This is a genomic window from Klebsiella oxytoca, assembly GCF_009707385.1.
In the GTDB taxonomy this organism is placed as follows: Bacteria; Pseudomonadota; Gammaproteobacteria; order Enterobacterales; family Enterobacteriaceae; genus Klebsiella; species Klebsiella oxytoca_C.
In genome coordinates this window covers 1,048,955-1,068,254 of record NZ_CP046115.1, presented here as the reverse complement: position 1 = coordinate 1,068,254, position 19,300 = coordinate 1,048,955, and the positions used below count along the sequence as shown (strand labels likewise).

The 19,300-nt window shown below is 54.4% G+C and carries 17 protein-coding genes; 2 read left to right on the top strand and 15 right to left on the bottom strand.

Annotation, left to right across the window (positions count from 1 at the left end; genetic code table 11):
• Positions 1 to 9: 9 nt before the first annotated feature.
• Together arfB and GJ746_RS04960 are read right to left on the bottom strand one after the other, a co-directional pair.
• The gene (arfB, locus tag GJ746_RS04965; RefSeq protein WP_154679189.1) at positions 10 to 423 is read right to left on the bottom strand and encodes an alternative ribosome rescue aminoacyl-tRNA hydrolase ArfB; all 414 of its coding nucleotides are present in this window, start codon (positions 421 to 423) and stop codon (positions 10 to 12) included.
• On the bottom strand, positions 420 to 965 hold the full coding sequence (locus GJ746_RS04960; protein ID WP_154679188.1) for a YaeQ family protein: 546 nt from the start codon (positions 963 to 965) through the stop codon (positions 420 to 422). The genes arfB and GJ746_RS04960 overlap by 4 nt, the downstream gene beginning before the upstream one ends.
• Before the next feature lie 196 nt (positions 966 to 1,161).
• On the opposite strand from GJ746_RS04960, the gene GJ746_RS04955 reads away from it, so the two are divergent.
• The gene (locus tag GJ746_RS04955) at positions 1,162 to 1,362 is read left to right on the top strand and encodes a YaeP family protein (RefSeq protein ID WP_004107902.1); all 201 of its coding nucleotides are present in this window, start codon (positions 1,162 to 1,164) and stop codon (positions 1,360 to 1,362) included.
• Complete coding sequence (rof, locus tag GJ746_RS04950; protein WP_154679187.1) at positions 1,349 to 1,609, top strand: Rho-binding antiterminator; 261 nt, start codon at positions 1,349 to 1,351, stop codon at positions 1,607 to 1,609. The genes GJ746_RS04955 and rof overlap by 14 nt, the downstream gene beginning before the upstream one ends.
• Before the next feature lie 15 nt (positions 1,610 to 1,624).
• Here the strand turns inward: rof and tilS are convergent, their stop codons facing one another.
• From tilS to bamA, 13 genes are all read right to left on the bottom strand, one after another.
• Positions 1,625 to 2,926, bottom strand: a complete 1,302-nt coding sequence (tilS, locus tag GJ746_RS04945) for a tRNA lysidine(34) synthetase TilS (protein ID WP_154682646.1) — start codon at positions 2,924 to 2,926, stop codon at positions 1,625 to 1,627.
• Between the two features lie 69 nt (positions 2,927 to 2,995).
• A complete protein-coding gene (locus GJ746_RS04940) occupies positions 2,996 to 3,385 on the bottom strand; it encodes a VOC family protein (protein ID WP_004137980.1) in 390 nt (129 codons plus the stop codon).
• A 62-nt stretch (positions 3,386 to 3,447) separates the two neighbouring features.
• Complete coding sequence (locus tag GJ746_RS04935; protein ID WP_154679186.1) at positions 3,448 to 5,586, bottom strand: lysine decarboxylase LdcC; 2,139 nt, start codon at positions 5,584 to 5,586, stop codon at positions 3,448 to 3,450.
• Between the two features lie 75 nt (positions 5,587 to 5,661).
• Positions 5,662 to 7,437, bottom strand: coding sequence for a chitinase (locus GJ746_RS04930; RefSeq protein ID WP_154679185.1), 1,776 nt, complete (start codon positions 7,435 to 7,437; stop codon positions 5,662 to 5,664).
• A gap of 190 nt (positions 7,438 to 7,627) precedes the next feature.
• Positions 7,628 to 8,587 (bottom strand): acetyl-CoA carboxylase carboxyl transferase subunit alpha, encoded by a 960-nt coding sequence (gene accA / locus GJ746_RS04925; RefSeq protein ID WP_004107912.1) that lies wholly within the window; start codon positions 8,585 to 8,587, stop codon positions 7,628 to 7,630.
• A gap of 12 nt (positions 8,588 to 8,599) precedes the next feature.
• Positions 8,600 to 12,082, bottom strand: coding sequence for a DNA polymerase III subunit alpha (gene dnaE / locus GJ746_RS04920; protein ID WP_154679184.1), 3,483 nt, complete (start codon positions 12,080 to 12,082; stop codon positions 8,600 to 8,602).
• A gap of 38 nt (positions 12,083 to 12,120) precedes the next feature.
• Positions 12,121 to 12,717: a ribonuclease HII gene (gene rnhB / locus GJ746_RS04915; RefSeq protein WP_154679183.1), complete on the bottom strand. Its 597-nt coding sequence runs from the start codon at positions 12,715 to 12,717 to the stop codon at positions 12,121 to 12,123.
• Positions 12,714 to 13,862, bottom strand: a complete 1,149-nt coding sequence (gene lpxB / locus GJ746_RS04910) for a lipid-A-disaccharide synthase (RefSeq protein ID WP_154679182.1) — start codon at positions 13,860 to 13,862, stop codon at positions 12,714 to 12,716. Before lpxB ends, rnhB begins: the two co-directional genes overlap by 4 nt.
• Positions 13,862 to 14,650, bottom strand: a complete 789-nt coding sequence (gene lpxA, locus GJ746_RS04905) for an acyl-ACP--UDP-N-acetylglucosamine O-acyltransferase (protein WP_154679181.1) — start codon at positions 14,648 to 14,650, stop codon at positions 13,862 to 13,864. The genes lpxB and lpxA overlap by 1 nt, the downstream gene beginning before the upstream one ends.
• Before the next feature lie 3 nt (positions 14,651 to 14,653).
• Positions 14,654 to 15,109 carry a 3-hydroxyacyl-ACP dehydratase FabZ gene (gene fabZ, locus GJ746_RS04900; protein WP_006173598.1) on the bottom strand — a complete coding sequence of 152 codons (456 nt, stop codon included), beginning with the start codon at positions 15,107 to 15,109 and terminating at the stop codon, positions 14,654 to 14,656.
• Between the two features lie 102 nt (positions 15,110 to 15,211).
• Complete coding sequence (gene lpxD, locus GJ746_RS04895; RefSeq protein WP_154679180.1) at positions 15,212 to 16,237, bottom strand: UDP-3-O-(3-hydroxymyristoyl)glucosamine N-acyltransferase; 1,026 nt, start codon at positions 16,235 to 16,237, stop codon at positions 15,212 to 15,214.
• Positions 16,238 to 16,240: 3 nt separating this feature from the next.
• The gene (skp, locus tag GJ746_RS04890) at positions 16,241 to 16,726 is read right to left on the bottom strand and encodes a molecular chaperone Skp (RefSeq protein ID WP_004098757.1); all 486 of its coding nucleotides are present in this window, start codon (positions 16,724 to 16,726) and stop codon (positions 16,241 to 16,243) included.
• Between the two features lie 130 nt (positions 16,727 to 16,856).
• A complete protein-coding gene (gene bamA, locus GJ746_RS04885) occupies positions 16,857 to 19,295 on the bottom strand; it encodes an outer membrane protein assembly factor BamA (protein WP_154679179.1) in 2,439 nt (812 codons plus the stop codon).
• Positions 19,296 to 19,300 lie beyond the last annotated feature (5 nt).

Sequence of the window (19,300 nt, the reverse complement as noted above, 5' to 3'; positions counted from 1 at the left end):
ACCATGCTCTTAATGGCGAACTTTTCCCCGCAGCGCTTTAACCGAGGATTTCTGCGCCTTCGAGGCAAGCCGGCGCTCTTTGGAAGCCCGGGTTGGTCGCGTTTCCCGGCGACTCTTCTGCACTGTGGTTAATTCTTGTATTAAAGCAACCAGACGCGCAATCGCCGCTTCGCGATTCATTTCCTGGCTGCGATATTCCTGGGCCTTAATGATAACCACACCATCGGCAGAAATTAAGTGATGACTGGCCGTCAGCAAACGTTCCTTATAATGATCTGGCAGACTCGATGCTTTAATATCAAAGCGCAAATGAATAGCCGTCGATGCCTTATTGACGTGCTGACCGCCCGCGCCCTGCGCGCGTATCCCGGAAAGTGAAATCTCATCATCCGCAATCGCTACGCTGCGGCTAATCGTAATCATGCCGATGTTTGCCAGGCCGTTAAATAAATTTCCAGATTATTCTTAGCATCAGACAACCAGATACCGCCATCCTGGATGGTCGCCTGCAGCGACATAGTCCGATCGGCAAAGGCGCTGAGCTGCGCCAGCTGAGTATCATCTAAATACCATACCGTTAGCTTTGAAAACTGTGCCATTTTGCTCTGGTTCTGCTGCCACCAGATTTCAGCCGCCCGACTATTATAGGCAAACAGCGCTACCTCTTGTGCCCGCGAACAGGCTTTTTTAATTCGCCGCTCGTCCGGCAGCCCCAGCTCTATCCACAGATCAACGCCCAGATGATCGTTAAGCAGCCAGAGTTCGGCTTCATCATCGGAAGAGAGACCACGGGTAAACTGCAGACGCTCGTCGGCGTATTTAATCCACGCCAGCAGGCGCAGCATCATGCGTTCCTGGGTTTCTGACGGATGCTGAGCAAGCGTCAAACTGGCATCCAGAAACTGGTTGCGGTCCAGGTCGGCCACATTCACCGTCGCTTTATAAATCGTCGCTTTCAGCGCCATGAGTAAACTCCTGATAAAAATGGCGTTCATTGTAGCGAAACTGACGACAAAAGGCTGTCAGCAATCGAAGGATTGCCTTTCATCCTGCTGATATTGCTTAAATGACTATGGTATAGTCACCTTGCTAAACAGAGTTTATCTTCGTAGGCTTAAACTTACATCCCACGGTTAAGTCAGAACGCTGACAGGAGGGCATGTGGAAAAATATTGTGAGTTAATACGCAAGCGGTATGCGGAAATAGCCAGCGGGGACCTGGGGTATATCCCGGATGCGCTAGGTTGCGTGTTGAAAGTATTGAATGAGGTTGCGGCGGATCAAGCCCTTGCTGAGTCAGTCAGGGAAAAGGCCGCATATGCGGCGGCAAACTTACTGGTGAGCGATTATGTCAATGAATGATACTTATCAACCCATCAATTGCGATGATTATGACAACCTCGAGCTTGCCTGTCAGCACCATCTGGTCCTGGCGCTGGAGCTAAAAGATGGCGAACAGCTGCAAGCGAAGGCCAGCGATCTTATCTCGCGCAAAAATATCGAGTATCTGGTCGTGGAGCTCGCCGGTGACGTCCGCGAGCTGCGCCTCGATAAAATCGCCAGCTTCAGCCATCCGCAAATCGGTACGGTAGTCGTCAGCGAGTCCTGAAGCAAAACGGGTGGCCTAGCCACCCGTTTTCCTCCATACCATCTGCAAGCCTTCACCTTCCTGAACTTTCCCCTCCTCGGCGATCAGCAGGCCATCGGCAGCGGCGATAAGCGTTTCGCCATAAAACAGCAGCGGAGTGGTATCGCGCCGCCAGGGAGCCACGCCCAGCTCCTGCCAGATTTTCTTTAGCTTGCGGCCTCCGTGCCGACCCACGATATGCAGATTACCGCTGGCGCGAAAGCGAATCGTTACCGCTTCCTCTTCGCGCGGCCTGCGTAATGGCCCACCGGAGAGTAATTTCAGCTCACCGAGGCCGTCGGGTAAGGACAGCGGGTGAACAATGTCGTGCCACTCCAGCATCGTCTCACTCTGGCCAGGAATGAACTTCACCCAGTACAGCCGCTGCTGATAGCGACGGACGGTAAATTGACCAAGACGCAGGCAGGGAAACGCGTCCTCACGCGCTTGCGCCACTTCACGCCAGATACGCTCCGGAACCTCGCGCGAAGGCATCGGCGCGTTGAGCCCCGCCAGCCAGCGGCGCAGCAGCGCAGCCCGGCGCGGCGCGCTCATGGTCGTTAACGGTGCGATAGTTAACGAACCGTCTTCTGCCACCAGCGTTGCCAGCTCCGCGGCCAGCATTTCATCCAGCAGCTGTTCCTGCTCGCCGCACAGGCTGGCGCTGCGCGCGACGGCCTCGGCAAAGTGCGGCCAGCGAGCGCTGAGCTGCGGGACGATGCGTAGACGAAGAAAATTACGGTCGTAGGCGTCATCCTGGTTACTTTCGTCTTCAATCCAGGTGAGTTGATGGTCCATCGCCCACTGATGCAGAGAATCACGGCTTTCGTTCAGTAGCGGACGCAAGAGCTTCGTTCCGGCAAAATCAGACTCTCCGGCCATCGCCGAGAGCCCGGTTGGGCCGCTCCCCCGCTTAAGCGCCAGCAGAAAGGTTTCACACTGGTCGTCAAGATGCTGTGCGGTTACCAGTACTTCTCCGGGCGTCAGCGCAGCACGAAACGCCCGGTAGCGCGCCTGACGCGCGTGGGCCTCAATTCCCAGTCCCTCATCGGCGAGTACCACCCGTTCCACCAACAGCGGCACCTGCCACTGCTGACAGATTCGTCGGCAATGCGCGACCCAATCGTCGGCGTTAGCGCTAAGCCCATGGTGAATATGAATCGCCCGCAGCTGAATGGAAGTATCCTGTTCGCGCCAGCGGACCAGGCGATACAGGAGCACGCTCGAATCCAGCCCACCGCTGAAGGCCACCAAAAAATGGCGGTACGGTTGAAGCGTTTGCGCAATATCTGGGATCATCATCATGAGAGTACTAACTGAGGAAAGCGTGTCCGGCACGTTACCCGCCAGGACACGCTCTGACAAGCACTACTGCTGATAAATCTCCAGCGGTAGTCCGTCCGGATCGTTAAAAAAGGTAAAGCGCTTACCGGTGAACGGGTCGATACGAACGCCTTCACAGGCCACGCCGTGTGCTTCAAGATGGGCTACGGCGGCATCAACATCATCAACGCTGAACGCCAGATGGCGTAACCCGCAGGCTTCAGGACGGCTCGGACGCGCAGGAGGGAACGGGAAAGAAAACAGTTCAATGACATATTCGCCATTCAGCGCCAGATCGCCCTTCCATGAATCACGCTCTGCGCGGTAAAACTCTCCCTGCAGGGTAAACCCGAGAATGTCGCAGTAGAATGCTTTACTCTTCGCATAATCCGTCGCAATGATGGCGATATGGTGAACCCGTTTTAAACCCAGCATAGTAAAACTCCTCCAGTTGAAGCCAACAACGTTACCCGCTCAGTTCGTTATTGCACAAGCGCTTAGTCATTTTTTAAGACACGAACCCAGTAGACGCCATCTTCATCGCGCTTCGCACCGTGAATATCGGTTTCAAAACCCGGATAGTGTCGGCCAATTGAGCACAGCATCAGCAGGAAATTGAGCACCGCGCGGCTCTCCTCGGCGATCATCTCACCGGGCATCAGCAGCGGCACCCCCGGCGGGTACGGGAGGATCATATTCGCCGAAACACGCCCGACCAGATTCTCCAGCTCAATGGTTTCCACTTCGCCTTTTATCTGTCGTTGCCACGCCTGATGCGGCGTCATTTTCATCTCCGGCAGAACGTCAAAAGCGCTAAGCATCAACTGTGAAAGCTGGTGCTGGCGAATCAGGCGATGAATCCCCTGCGCCAGATCCTGAATGCGCATGTTGCGATAAAAATCCGGATCTTCAGCGTACAGATCCGGCAGCATATTTTTCACCCGCAGGTTGAGATCGTAGGAGCGTTTGAACTCGGTCAAGCCGCGCAGCAGCCCCATCGCCCGGGTTTTATCAATGCCGATACTGAAAAGAAACAGCAGGTTGTACGGCCCGGTTTTCTCTACAACAACCCCGCGTTCATCAAGGAATTTCGCCACCAGCGCAGCCGGAATGCCTTCGTTATCCATGTTGCCCTGTTCATCCATACCGGGCGTCAGAATAGTCACTTTCACCGGGTCGAGAAACATATGCTCATCATCGGCATCCTGAAAGCCGTGCCACTGTTCTCCGGGCGAAACCGGCCAGCACTGCGCTTCACCAATCTCTTCCGGCTGCCAGATATCAAAGAACCAACCGTCGGACTCTTCGCGTAAACGCTGCACCTCTTTACGAAAATCCAGCGCCCGCTCAATCGAATGCTCAATCAGGCGCCTGCCCGAATTGCCGCGCAGCATTGCGGCCGCCGTTTCAATGGAGGCGACGATCGGATAACTTGGCGAAGTCGAGGTATGCATCATAAAGGCTTCATTGAAGGTGTCTTCATCGTAGCTGCCTTTAATATGGATCAGCGAAGCCTGCGATAGTGCCGCCAGCATTTTATGCGTCGACTGCGTTTCAAAGATCACTTTTCCCGGAATGCGATCGCCGCTCATCCCACTTTTGCCCTGATAGATCGGATGAAAATGGGTATAAGGTACCCAGGCAGAATCAAAGTGGATTGACGGTACGTCTAGCGTCTCTTTGATCCAGGTGGTGTTATACAGCAGTCCATCATAGGTGGAGTTAGTGATCACCGCATGCACCGGCCACCCGGCCCCGCCCGTCGCATCAACCTTTTGCTGAATACTATCGCGGGTAAATTCGCGCCTGGGTATGCCGCCAAGGATCCCCAATGCATTGCGCGTTGGCTTTAACCACAGCGGTACTACGTCGCTCATCATCAACAAATGGGCCAGCGACTTATGGCAGTTACGATCGATAAGCAGGGTGCTGCCCGCCGGGGCGGAATACATGCCGACAATCTTATTCGACGTTGAGGTACCGTTGGTCACCATGTAGCTCTGCTCCGCGCCGAATGCGCGGGCAATATACTCTTCAGCTTCCAGATGCGGGCCGCTGTGATCGAGCAGGGATCCCAGCTCCGTCACGGAGATAGAAACGTCTGCTTTTAAGGTATTACCGCCAAAGAAATCATAAAACAGACAGCCCACCGGACTTTTTTGATAGGCCGAACCGCCCATATGCCCTGGGGTACAAAAGGTGTATTTTCCTTCCTGCACGTAGTTGAACAAGGCTTTGGTGAAAGGCGGAGTGATATTGTCGAGGTATTCGCGAGTATATTGATCAATCCGGGTGGCGATCTCTTCCGCCAGCCCTAGCGCGTATTCAAAGAACCAGAGCGTCATGCGCAGATCCTGACTGCTGACGTCCATCGTCGAATGCGCGTTGATAAACGCGTATAGCGGCAGGTATTCATTCAGGCGATTAATATCGCTGCACAGGTCAACGCTATATTCATCCCAGTCGAAAATAACTCCGCAGATCCGCGGATTATGTTCAATAAACTGTAAAAGGTCGGCGCTATTTTGCGGCCAGATGGTCTGAAAGCCTTGTCGCTGCAGGGCGGCTTCCAGTTCTTTGATCGGTTCGTCTTTATAATAGACGCCGTGGGGGCCCATGATCGCAATGATATTCACGCTTTCCTCCAGGAATTTACCTAAGGAAAGCATAATAACATCCGCCAGCGCTGAGCACTGGCGGATTTATCTATATTACAGCGCTTTCCACGCATCGCCCCAGGCAACACCCGCACCTGGCTCGTAGTAGGTCGGCGCGCTATTACACCACGCGCCTTCGGGTAACGGTTTGCACTGGTACAGCGCACCGTGGTTATTGACGATATCGCCCGCTTTCCAGGTCTGGGAGCTGCTCCAGGAAGGATAGCTAATGGTGCCGCCATCGGCTTCATCTGCTGAAGTTTTGGCTTTCACGTTCAGGGTATATGTCGCCATACTGAAGAGCGTACCATCACTCACTTTCAGGCTAATTACATACTGGGCATCCTGATCTTTTTCCGGCGCAGTAAAAGTGACTACGGCTTTATCCTGACCGCTGACAGTCTGGCCATCCTGCGATATCCAGGTATAGATCAGCTTATCGCCGTTGGCATCGGTAGAGCCCTCTGCGCTCAGAGAAACCTGAGCCCCGGCCTCAATAGCGCCAATCGGACCAGCGATACGCGCCACCGGCGCAACGTTAGTGTCCGACGCTGGCGTAGTATTGTCAGGCGTAGCCGGAGTGGTATCCTCGGGCTGACCGGTATCATCTACGATGTTGACGTTGAAGTGGCTCTGGACGCACTTCGCATAGTCGCCTTGTTTAAAGGCGGTATACGGCGTCTGGTAGCCCACCAGCTGGCAGGCGTTGGTTTTGCCGTCAGCAGTATCCGCGCTCCATCCCCAATCCTCTTCCCAGTAGATGGGTAACGCGCCCGCCCCACCTTCATCAAACTGCTTCATATTCTTACAGCCGAGAACTTCGTCGTCGGCAATCGGCACTTTCAGGTAGTTCGCAAACTCTTTGTAGTAGGCGATACGGTTCAGAGACTGCGCGTTCTCTTCCGCTCCGCCGCACTCGACGCCGCCGTTGATAATCTGAATGGTTACGCCAAAGCCTTCAACCAGACCGTTCGCTTTATCACGATCGTTTGGTACCCAGGTACCGTCGATCACGTGCAGCATGGAAGGTTTCGGCGGCTGCGGATAAACGAAGAAGAAGATGGCGCTCGCCAGGTTCATCCAGGTATCGGCAACCAGCTCAGGTTTATCCAGCAGCGGACGAACGTCGCCGTTGTACATTGCATCGGAGAACGGGCCGTAGTTGTAGTTATAGGAGAGCTGTTTCGCACCGCGACCAAAGTAGCTCAGGTAGTCGCCGTCTTTATCTTTGCCGCAGGGCCAGGTCTGCCCCTGCCAGATATCCGGGTTACATTCACCGTTGTAGCCGCCTTTCTGTCCCTCAACCCAGCCTACTTCACGCAAATATACCAGCGCCTGACGCCATTCAGGAATATCGCGCCAGCTTTCATGACCGCCGGTTTCCTGGGCAAAATGGGCAAACATGGTTGCTAAAGATTTTCGGCAGATGGCATTGCTGTCACGCCCATCGGTATAGGTACCGCAAACCGCAGGAAATTTACCTATAGCTTTCAGAAAGTTAGAGTAAGTATATTCTGGTGCGCGCAGCGGGAACAGATATTCCCAGTCCTGTTCAGACAGGATACCTTCCACTCGCTTCACGTTTGCCGGGTTGGAGGCCAGTCCCGGTTCGATTTTTTCAACTTCACTGTTAGGCAATGTTTGAATTGATGATTTCACCGATGCCATCAGCGGAAAGTCGGTTAACGCTTTTTCTTTAGCGGCCAGGTCGCTCGCCTTGATGGTGGTCGCCTCCGTAGCGGCCAGCAGCGGTGCGGCCTGTGCGGCCCCCAGGCTTAACATGATCCCTGCGGCCACGGCGCTTAACGCGATGGTTTTATGCAATGCCATAGTATTTCTCCTTTATCCTTGTTAACTGCCTGCCGGATCGCAATACCCGGCAGTTGCTGCAGTTTTAGGGGAGACCGGCATCATCGGCTAATCACTTCACCTCTTATTCGCCTCATCTAATATCAATAAACAACATATAAAAAAAGGGCCGGAAAATCCGACCCTTAGAGATGAAAAATGAGATCAATTATCAGGCGTAGCCGTAGCTCATCAGACGTTGATAGCGACGGTTCAGCAGCTCTTCCTCACCCAGAACATCGAGGTCGGCCAGATCGGCCAGCAGCTGTTCTTTCAAAGAGGCAGCCATCGCTTCCGGATTACGATGCGCGCCGCCCAGCGGCTCTGGAATAATGGAATCAATCAGCTTCAGCTCTTTCAGACGCGGGGCAACAATCCCCATCGCTTCAGCGGCCAGCGGCGCTTTGTCGGCGCTTTTCCACAGAATGGACGCACAGCCTTCCGGGGAGATTACGGAATAGGTGCTGTACTGCAGCATATTCACTTTATCCCCCACGCCGATTGCCAGCGCGCCGCCGGATCCACCTTCACCGATCACGGTGCAGATAACCGGTACGCTCAGACGCGACATTTCACGCAGGTTGCGGGCGATCGCTTCAGACTGGCCGCGCTCTTCCGCCCCGACGCCCGGATAAGCCCCCGGAGTGTCGATGAAGGTGATAATCGGCATTTTGAAGCGCTCGGCCATCTCCATCAGGCGCAGCGCCTTTCGATAGCCTTCCGGCGCCGGCATACCGAAGTTGCGGCGAATTTTCTCTTTAGTTTCACGACCTTTCTGGTGGCCGATAATCATCACCGGACGCCCGTCCAGACGCGCAATCCCGCCAACGATCGCTTTATCGTCGGCGTAGGCGCGGTCACCAGCCAGTTCGTCGAATTCGTCGAAAGCCAGGCGGACATAATCCAGGGTGTATGGGCGACGTGGATGGCGAGCCAGCTGCGCAACCTGCCATGCACCAAGATCGGCGAAGATCTTGCGCGTCAGCTCTACGCTTTTTTCACGCAGGCGATGCACTTCTTCATCGATGTTAATATCCAGTTTCTCATCCTGGCGGCTTACCGCAGTCAGAGAATCGATTTTCGCTTCCAGCTCTGCAATCGGCTGTTCAAAATCAAGGAAATTCAGACTCATAGTATTCCTGTATTAGTCAAACTCCAGTTCCACCTGCTCCGAGCCGATAAGGCCACGCAGATCGTTAAGTAAACGATCGCTCGGAGAGACGCGCCATGTTGCGCCAAAACGCAACCGCGCGCGTGCATCCGCCCTCTGATAATAGAGGTGTACTGGAATAGTTCCCGAACGGTGGGGTTCCAGAGACTGACGGAGTCGGTTTAAAAGCTGGTCATCAATTTGCCTGTCCGTCAGCGAGATAGCAAGCCCGCGAGCATATTTTTCCCGGGCTTCGTCAATGTCCATGACTTCACGAGCGGTCATTTTAAGCCCCCCGCTAAAGTCATCAAAGCTGACCTGTCCGCTGACGATAAGTATGCGGTCTTTTTCCAGCAATTGCTGGTATTTATCCAGGGCATCGGTGAATAGCATCACCTCCAGACGCCCGGAACGGTCATCCAGCGTACAGATGCCGATACGATTACCGCGCTTGGTGACCATGACCCGCGCGGCAATAACGAGCCCCGCCGCCGTGGTCACTTTACCACGATCGGTCGGATGCATGTCTTTGAGCCGTACGCCGCCAACGTAGCGTTCGATCTCTTTTAAATACTGGTTAATCGGGTGCCCGGTCAGGTACAGCCCCAGGGTCTCCCTTTCACCATCCAGCACCACCTGCTCAGGCCACGGCTGGCAGCTGGCGTAGGACTGCTCGATTTGCTCCGGCTCTTCCGCCAGCACGCCGAACATATCGGCCTGGCCGATCGCTTCGGCTTTAGCATGCTGATCGGCAGCTTTCAGCGCATCGCTAAGCGAGTTCATTAACGCCGCGCGATGCGGTCCAAGGCGGTCAAATGCCCCGGACATAATCAGTTTTTCCAGCACCCGGCGGTTGAGCTTTTTGATATCGGTACGGGCGCAGAGGTCAAATAGTTCGCGGAAATAGCCGCCCTGATTACGGGCTTCAATGATCGCTTCAATCGGACCTTCACCAACGCCTTTAATCGCGCCGATACCATAAACGATTTCGCCATCGTCGTTAACGTGGAAATGGTACAGGCCGGAGTTAATATCCGGCGGCAGGATTTTCAGCCCCATCCGCCAGCACTCATCCACCAGACCGACGACTTTCTCAGTGTTATCCATATCGGCGGTCATCACCGCCGCCATAAACTCGGCCGGATAGTGCGCCTTCAGCCACAGCGTCTGATAGGACACTAAAGCATAAGCGGCAGAGTGCGATTTGTTAAATCCATAACCAGCGAATTTCTCCACCAGGTCAAAGATTTTGATCGCCAGTTCACCGTCTACACCGCGCTTCCTCGCCCCTTCTTCAAAGGTGCCGCGCTGCTTAGCCATCTCCTCCGGCTTTTTCTTACCCATCGCACGACGCAGCATATCCGCGCCGCCGAGGGTGTAGCCGGAAAGCTCCTGGGCAATCTGCATGACCTGTTCCTGGTACAGGATGATGCCGTAAGTCGGCTCCAGTACCGGTTTCAGACATTCGTGCTGCCACTGCACGTCCGGGTAGGATATCTCTTCGCGGCCGTGCTTACGGTCAATAAAGTTATCCACCATCCCGGACTGCAGCGGGCCCGGACGGAACAGGGCCACCAGGGCTATCATATCTTCGAAGCAGTCGGGCTGCAGACGCTTGATCAGATCCTTCATACCGCGCGATTCAAGCTGGAAAACGGCAGTGGTTTCCGAACGCTGCAGCATATCGAAGCTTTTTTTATCGTCGAGCGGAATAGCGGCGATATCCAGCGGCCCTTCGCCGTTTTTCTCACGGCGGGCGTTGATCATCTCCAGCGCCCAGTTAATGATGGTGAGCGTACGCAGGCCGAGGAAGTCGAACTTCACCAGCCCGGCGTATTCAACGTCGTTTTTATCAAACTGGGTAACCGGATGCTGGCCCGCTTCATCGCAGTACAGCGGGGCAAAATCGGTAATTTTGGTTGGTGCAATCACCACCCCGCCCGCATGTTTACCGGCGTTACGGGTGACCCCTTCAAGCTTCCGCGCCATGTCGATCAGCGCTTTAACCTCTTCGTCTGCCTCATAAATTTCCGGCAGCTGCGGCTCAGCTTCAAACGCTTTCGCCAGCGTCATTCCCGGATCGGGCGGCACCAGCTTAGAAATGCGATCCACAAAACCGTACGGGTGTCCCAGTACGCGGCCCACGTCGCGAATAACCGCTTTCGCCGCCATGGTACCGAAGGTGATGATCTGCGATACCGCATCACGGCCGTACATGTCCGCCACGTGTTCTATCACCTGGTCGCGTTTCTCCATACAGAAGTCAACGTCGAAGTCGGGCATCGAGACACGTTCCGGGTTAAGGAATCGTTCAAAAAGCAGATCGAACTCAAGCGGGTCGAGGTCGGTAATTTTCAGCGCATAGGCCACCAGCGATCCGGCTCCGGAGCCGCGCCCCGGCCCTACCGGCACGCCGTTGTCCTTCGACCACTGGATAAACTCCATGACGATCAGGAAGTAGCCCGGAAAGCCCATCTGGTTAATTACCTGCAGCTCAATGTCCAGGCGTTCATCATATTCAGGGCGACGTTTAGCCCGCTCTTGCGGATCCGGGAACAGGAATTCCAGACGCTCTTCCAGACCCTCTTTAGATTTCTTAATCAGAAAATCTTCGGTGGTCATATCCCCGGTCGGGAACTGCGGCAGGAAGTACTCACCGAGGCGCACGGTTACGTTACAGCGTTTGGCAATCTCAACGCTGTTTTCCAGCGCTTCGGGAATATCAGAAAAGAGCTCGCACATCTCCTCTTCGCTGCGCATATACTGCTGCGGCGAATAGTTTCGCGGACGCTTAGGATCGTCGAGAGTAAAGCCGTCGTGGATAGCCACGCGAATTTCATGGGCATCAAAGTCGCCCGGCTCCAGGAAGCGAACGTCGTTAGTGGCCACCACCGGTAAACCGCGGCTTTCCGCCAGCTCCACCGCCGCATGCAGATAGGATTCTTCATCCTGACGGCCGGTACGAATCAGCTCGAGGAAATAGCAGTCTGGGAAATGCTGCTGGTAAAAATCAACGCACTGATCCACCAAAGCCATATTGCCGCGCAGCAGACTGCGGCCCACATCGCCCATACGCGCGCCGGAGAGCAAAATCAGCCCTTCTTTTAGCTCCACCAGCCAGTCGCGGTCAATAATCGGGCCCGCGGCGCCGTAGCCGCGCTGATAAGCTTTAGAGATCAGCAGCGTCAGATTCTGATAACCAACGTTGTTCGCAGCGAGCACCGTCAGCTGGCTCAGTTCATCGCCGAGCAGCTCGCTCTGGACGAGGAAATCAGCCCCCACGATGGGTTTAATACCGGCGCCGTGCCCCGCTCCGTAGAACTTCACCAGCCCGCAAAGGTTGGTAAAATCAGTGATCGCCAGCGCAGGCATGCCGAGCGCGGCCGCCTTTTTTACTAACGGCCCGGTTTTCGCCAGACCATCGATCATGGAATAGTCGCTGTGCACCCGCAGGTGTACGAAACGTGGTTCAGCCATTTTCAGATTCCGCGTTACTTTATTGCTTGCGTGTCACTTCAGGACGCCAGGCCCAGCGCGCGTTTCACCGGGCCAAAGCTGCGCCGGTATTGCTCGATTACGCCATGTTCCAGCAGCTTTTGCAGATGAAAAGCGGTGGGATAACCTTTATGTTGCGCAAAACCGTACTGCGGGAATTCCAGGTCCAGTGCGGCCATTTCCGCATCGCGCGTCACTTTAGCCAGAATAGACGCGGCGCTGATTTCCGCCACCCGGCTGTCGCCTTTGACGACCGCCAGCGAAGGTACGGGCAGCGACGGACAGCGGTTACCATCAATAAGAACAAACTCAGGGGAAATGCTCAACCCCGCAACGGCGCGCTGCATGGCCAGCATGGTCGCGTGCAGAATATTCAGCTCATCGATTTCGTTGGGTTCCGCGCGGCCAAGACTCCAGCACAACGCTTTTTCTTTGATCTCGTCAAATAGCGCAAGACGCCGCTTTTCGCTTAGCTTTTTCGAGTCGGCAAGGCCCAAAATCGGCTTTGCCGGGTCAAGAATGACCGCAGCGGTCACCACCGCGCCGACCAGCGGACCGCGCCCGACTTCATCGACTCCCGCCACCAGATGGGTGTGCGGATAAACAAACTCCATCATTTTGCTAACTCCAGTACTGCATCCGCCGCCTGTTCATCAGCGTTACAGCGGATCTGCTGATGCAGCGCACGGAAGGTTTCATGCATATCGTGGCTGGTTTTACCATCAGCCAGCAGCGGCTTCAGCGCCTCGGCCAGCGCCTGCGGCTGGCATTCATCCTGCAGCAGCTCTTTAACCAGCTCGCGTCCGGCCAGCAGATTCGGCAGCGACACATAGTCGGTCTTGACCAGCCTTTTCGCCAGCCAGAAGGTAAATGGCTTCATGCGATAGCCCACAACCATCGGACACTTAGCCAGCATACATTCCAGCGCGGCCGTGCCGGAAGCCAGCAGCGCAGCATCGCTGGCGATCATCGCATCGCGCGCCTGGCCGTCCAGCAGATGCACGGCAAGGTCCGGTGCCGCTTCCGCTTTGATACGTTCAAACTGCTCCCGCCGCTTCGCATTGACTAGCGGGACAACCACTTCCAGATCGGGATAATACTCCCGCAGGATTTGCGCCGTTTTCAGGAAGTCGGCGCTGAGCATCTCGACTTCTGCCCCACGGCTACCCGGCAGCAGCGCCAGGCAGTGTACGTCACGCGCTATTCCCAGACGATCGCGCGCCGCGCCTTTATCCGGATCAAGCGGCATCGCATCCGCCATCGTGTGGCCGATAAACCGGCAAGGAACGTTGAATTTGTCGTAAAACGCTTTTTCGAAAGGCAGAAATGCCAGTACCAGGTCGGTGGATCTGCCAATTTTGAAAACGCGTTTTTGCCGCCAGGCCCAAACGGACGGGCTGACGTAGTGAATGGTTTTGATGCCCTGCTTCTTAAGATTGCCTTCAAGGGTAATATTGAAATCAGGCGCATCAATACCAACGAAGACGTCTGGTTTAAGCTCGGTAAATCGCCGGGTGAGATCGGCGCGAATATGCAACAGTCGACGCAGGCGACCAAGCACTTCGACAATGCCCATCACCGCCAGCTCTTCCATCTCATACCAGGCTTCACAGCCTTCAGCCTGCATCAACGGCCCGGCGACGCCGACAAAACGAGCGTCTGGTATGCGGGCTTTGAGCGCGCGGATAAGACCAGCGCCAAGAATATCGCCGGAGGTTTCTCCGGCGACCAGGGCAATCGTCAGGGGACGCGATGCAGCCATTAACGAATCAGGCCGCGCGTGGAGCGGGCAAAGAAGTCGGTAAATGCCTGCACTTCAGGATACTGCGCCACCAGTTCAGCGATCTCAGCTTTCGCTTCGTCCAGCGTTTTACCGCTACGATACAGCAGCTTATAGGCGTTACGAATCGCCGTAATCGCCTCACGGCTGAAGCCGCGGCGTTTCAGCCCTTCGATGTTGACGCCAAACGGCGTCGCATGGTTGCCCTGAGCAATAACAAACGGCGGAACGTCCTGCGCTACGCCGGAGCAGCCGCCAACCATCACGTGGGCACCAATAATGCAGAACTGATGCACAGCGGTCATCCCGCCGATGATCACAAAATCGTCCAGCGAAACATGGCCAGCGAGCGTTGCGTTATTAGCCAGAATACAGCGGTCGCCTAACGTACAATCGTGCGCCACGTGGGCGTTGATCATCAGCAGGTTATCGCTGCCCACCTTCGTTAATCCACCGCCCTGTACTGTCCCACGATGAATGGTGACGCTTTCGCGGATGCGGTTGCGATCGCCAATTTCCACGCGAGTCGGTTCGCCAGCATATTTCAGATCCTGGTTAACTTCACCGATGGAAGCGAACTGATAGATCTCGTTGTCGCGGCCAATTTTGGTATGGCCGTTGATGACAACGTGAGATTTCAGTACGGTGCCTTCGCCGATTTCGACGTTAGCGCCAACAATACAAAACGGACCAACGTGGACGTTAGCGCCAATAACGGCGCCTTCTTCTACAATGGCGGTAGGATGAATAAAGGCGGTTTTATCAATCACGTATCAGGCCTCCCGGCTACGGGCACACATCATCGTTGCTTCGCAAACCACTTTTCCGTCTACCGTCGCTACGCCTTTGAAACGAGTCAGGCCGCGACGAGTTTTCTCAAAAGTGACTTCCATAATCATCTGATCGCCAGGCACAACCGGACGCTTGAAACGCGCTTCGTCAATGCCGGCAAAATAATACAGTTCGCCCGGCTCAAGTTTGCCAACGCTTTTGAATGCCAGAATACCGGTAGCCTGTGCCATCGCTTCCAGAATCAGTACGCCCGGGAAAATCGGCTTACCAGGGAAGTGCCCCTGGAAAAACGGCTCATTTACGGAAACATTTTTTACTGCGCGCAGAAAACGACCTTCTTCAAAATCCAGCACGCGGTCTACCAGCAGGAACGGGTAACGGTGAGGCAGAAGTTCCAGAATCTCTTCAATGTGCAGAGTATGAGTGTCAGTAGTCAAAATACTCTTCCTGTCTAAATATACTAAAAGGCAATAATAACACGGCCTGCGGCAATCCTATGAATGCAACAGGCCGAAAATTTAATGTAGCTGAATGAAGTACTAATCTTGCTGATTAACCTTGCGTTCAATAGCTTTAAGACGCTTGCTCATATCATCAATATTCAGAACCAGCGCAGCAGTCTTACGCCAGACCTTATTCGGCTGCAGCGGGATACCTGAAGAGTAAACCCCGGGCTCGGTGATAGGACGCATAACCATCCCCATCCCCGTGACGGTGACTTTATCGCAGATTTCCATATGGCCGTTGATCACGCTGGCTCCGCCAATCATGCAGTAGCGGCCGATCTTCAGGCTGCCCGCCATGATCACGCCGCCAGCAACCGCAGTGTTGTCGCCAATCACCACGTTGTGCGCAATTTGACACTGATTATCAATGATCACACCGTTACCGATAACGGTGTCGTCCAGCGCGCCGCGATCGATGGTCGTACAGGCGCCGATTTCCACGCGATCGCCGATAATCACCCGACCCAGCTGCGGGATCTTAACCCAGTTGCCGCGATCGTTCGCGTAGCCGAAGCCATCCGCGCCAATCACCGTGCTGGATTGGATCAGACAATTCTCGCCGATCTCGATGTCGTGGTAAACGGTGACGTTGGCCCACAGGCGGGAACCCGTACCTATTTTCGTATTTTTCCCAACGAAACAACCGGCGCCGATAACCACGTTATCACCGAGAATTACGCCCGATTCGATAACGGCGTTCGGGCCAATAGCTACGTGATTACCCAGCTTTGCCGTAGCGTCGATGACTGCGCTGGGCGCAACATCCTGCGCCGGCTGTGGCGTGGTATCAAGAATTTGTGCCATGCGCGCGTAGGTCAGGTAGGGATTACGCACTACCAGCGCGGCGCTATGGGCAAAAGGTAAATCATCCTGCGTCATAACAACCGCAGATGCCTGGCAAGCGGCCAGGTGTTCACGGTATTTAGGATTTACCATGAAAGTAATATCGCCCGCTTTTGCGGACTGCATGGACGCAACGCCGGTGATGACGATATCGCCATCACCGTGTAATTCTGCATCCAACTGCTGGGCTAAATCAGCCAGTCGAATTGAAGGCATTACTTATTTGACCTGTTTCAGCACATCTGCGGTGATGTCTTTTACATCGCTGCTGTTGTAGGCAACGGCGTTAGAGTCAACAACCAGATCGATGCTCTGATCTTTAGCGACGCTCTGCACGGCGCTCTGAATACGAGTCACCAGCTTACCGCGCTCTTCGTTAGAACGACGTGCACGATCCTGTTCGAAAGACTGTGCTTTCTGAGAGAAAGTCTGGCGCTGAGCCATCACGTCTTTTTCCAGTTTGGTACGGTCAGAGCCCGCTTTCATGGACTGCAGACGCTGCATTTTAGACTGCAGATCGCCTTCCATACGCTGTAGCTCGCTCGCGCGGCCTTTAAACTCGTTTTCCAGCGTGTTAGAAACGCCTGTTTTCTGGGCAACCTGTTGGAACAGGCTGTTCATGTTAACCATTGCAATTTTATCTGCCGCCTGAGCGGAAGTTACCATTGCTAAACCCAGACCTGCAGCTAATAACCACTTTTTCACAATTAACTCCTTACCATCCCATGAGTACCCAGGGGTACCGTTATTTGCGTGGCCAGGCGACAACCTCAGTTATCGCCAATAGTCAGCGCTATACTGCAACTGCACTTACATTCCATTGTAACCAACACAATTACCAGGTTTTACCGATGTTAAACTGGAACTGTTCGGCTTTGTCTCCATCGTACTTTTTAAACGGCTGAGCGTAGGAGAATACCAACGGCCCTAACGGCGACATCCACTGCACTGCGATACCCGCAGACATACGAATGTTGTTCGGATCGCTGTAGTCCGGAACACCAGCGGCTCTCGTAGACGCTGTATTCTGCCAGTTTGTATCCCACACGGTGCCCATGTCCCAGAAGAAGGACGTACGGACCGAGTTCGCATACTTATCGCTAATAAACGGCGTAGGAGTAATCAGCTCAAGGCTAGCTACCGCCATGGCATTACCGCCTACCGCATCATTAGACTTACATAGACCTGCAGAATTAGAATCGCATTCGTTATCGTAGCCATCATCACCATCATGGCGGTTGCTGGCTGGCTTATAAACAGCCTTCGGACCGATAGTATTAGACTGGAAGCCACGCACAGTGCTTGAACCACCGGCATAAAAGTTCTCATAGAACGGCATTTCTTTACTACCAATACCGTCACCATAACCCCATCTGGTTCGACCTAATACCACCCACTTATGATCGTCGTCGATAGGTACATAGGTCGCCGTATCCAGCGTCGCTTTGTAGTATTCGTTATCCGAGCCCGGAATCGTCACTTTACCGTTCAGGTTGACGCGTGAACCTTCAGTCGGGAAGAAGCCACGGTCGAGCTTGTTATACGTCCAGCCGTAGTTGAAGGTGAAGTCGTCAGCTTTGAACGAGTTTCTGTCGTTGGTATCGTCCGGATTTTGCCCCATCGAATTCAGATAACGCCACATCGCGACCTGCGGCTGCATATTGGACAAGGAGTTATGTACATAGCCCAGTCCCGTACGCAGCGAGTTGTACTCGTTAATCGGGAAGCCCAGCGTAATGTCTGTACCATAACTTTTGTTGGTATAGTCAGACAGGTCCGCATCGTTAGCATCGAAGTCGTTGTAGAACACACGACCACCGAGGCTGACGCCATCCACGGTAAAGTACGGGTTGGTCACCGACAGTTCAGTATAGGTCTGGTAATCGTTTTTGGTGCCGTTAATTCCAACAGAATAGCCGGTACCGAGCCAGTTATCCTGCTGAACGCCGGCCTGGAAACTCACGCCGCTTTCCGTACCGTAACCGACGCCGAAGTTAAAGCTACCGGTATTACGCTCTTTAACTTTATAGACCACATCAACCTGGTCCGGGCTGCCCGGAACGCGCTGGGTATCGGTATCGACCGTTTCAAAGTAGCCTAAACGGTTCAGACGATCTTTGCCCTGGTCGACCAGGTCGCTACCCAGCCAGGCGCCTTCCATCTGACGCATTTCGCGACGCAGGACGGCATCCTTCGAGGTATCGTTGCCTTCGAAGCGAATTTTACGCACGTAGTAACGGTTGCCCGCATCGACGTTGACGTGCAGCTTCACGGTTTTATCGGTATCGCTGATTTCCGGCTGCGACTGAACGCGCGGATAGGCATAGCCGTAGCGACCAAGGAGTTTCTTAATGTCATTCTCCATTTTGGTCACTTTGGTGCCGTTATACAGCTCGCCCGGCTCCACTTTGGTCAGCGATTCAATTTCCGCCGAATGCCCCGCCAGGTCGCCCGTCACCTGCACCCCAGAAAGCTTGTACTGATCGCCCTCGGTGATGTTGATGGTGATGTAGATACCTTTTTTGTCCGGCGTCAGGCTAACCTGCGTGGAGTCAATGTTGAAACGGGCATAGCCGCGATCCAGATAGTAGCTGCGCAGCGTTTCGAGATCCCCTGCCAGCTTCTGTTTCTGATATTTACGATCGCCAACCACGTTCCACCACGGCACTTCATCGCGCAGCTGGAAGGTGGAAATCAATTCATCGGTGCTGAATGCATGGTTGCCGACGATATTAATCTGCTGGATTTTCGCCGAAACGCCTTCCTGGAATACCAGTTTCAGGTCGACACGGTTACGCGGCAGCGGCGTTACGACAGCTTTGACGCTGGCGCTGTACTTACCGACGCTGTAGTAGAAATCCTCCAGCCCTTTTTCGATATCAGCAAGCGTGGTGCGATCGAGAGATTCCCCTACGCGTACGCCGGATGCCTCAAGGTTTTGCTTGAGCATGTCATCCTTCACCGACTTGTTGCCGGAGAAAGTGATGCTGGCAATCGTTGGACGCTCTTTCACCTGCACCAGCAGGGTATCACCATCGCGCAGGACGCGGACGTCCTCAAAGTTGCCGGTGGCAAACAGAGCACGGATGGTGTTACTGATATCATCATCGGTTACGGTATCGCCAGGACGCACTGGCATACTGAGGAGGGCCGCACCAACAGCGACACGCTGAAGGCCTTCGAAATGAATGTCCTTCACCACGAACCCGTCAGCACCGTATACGGTTGCGCTGCTAAACAGCAGCGACGCTATGAGCAACTTTTTCATCGCCATCGTTA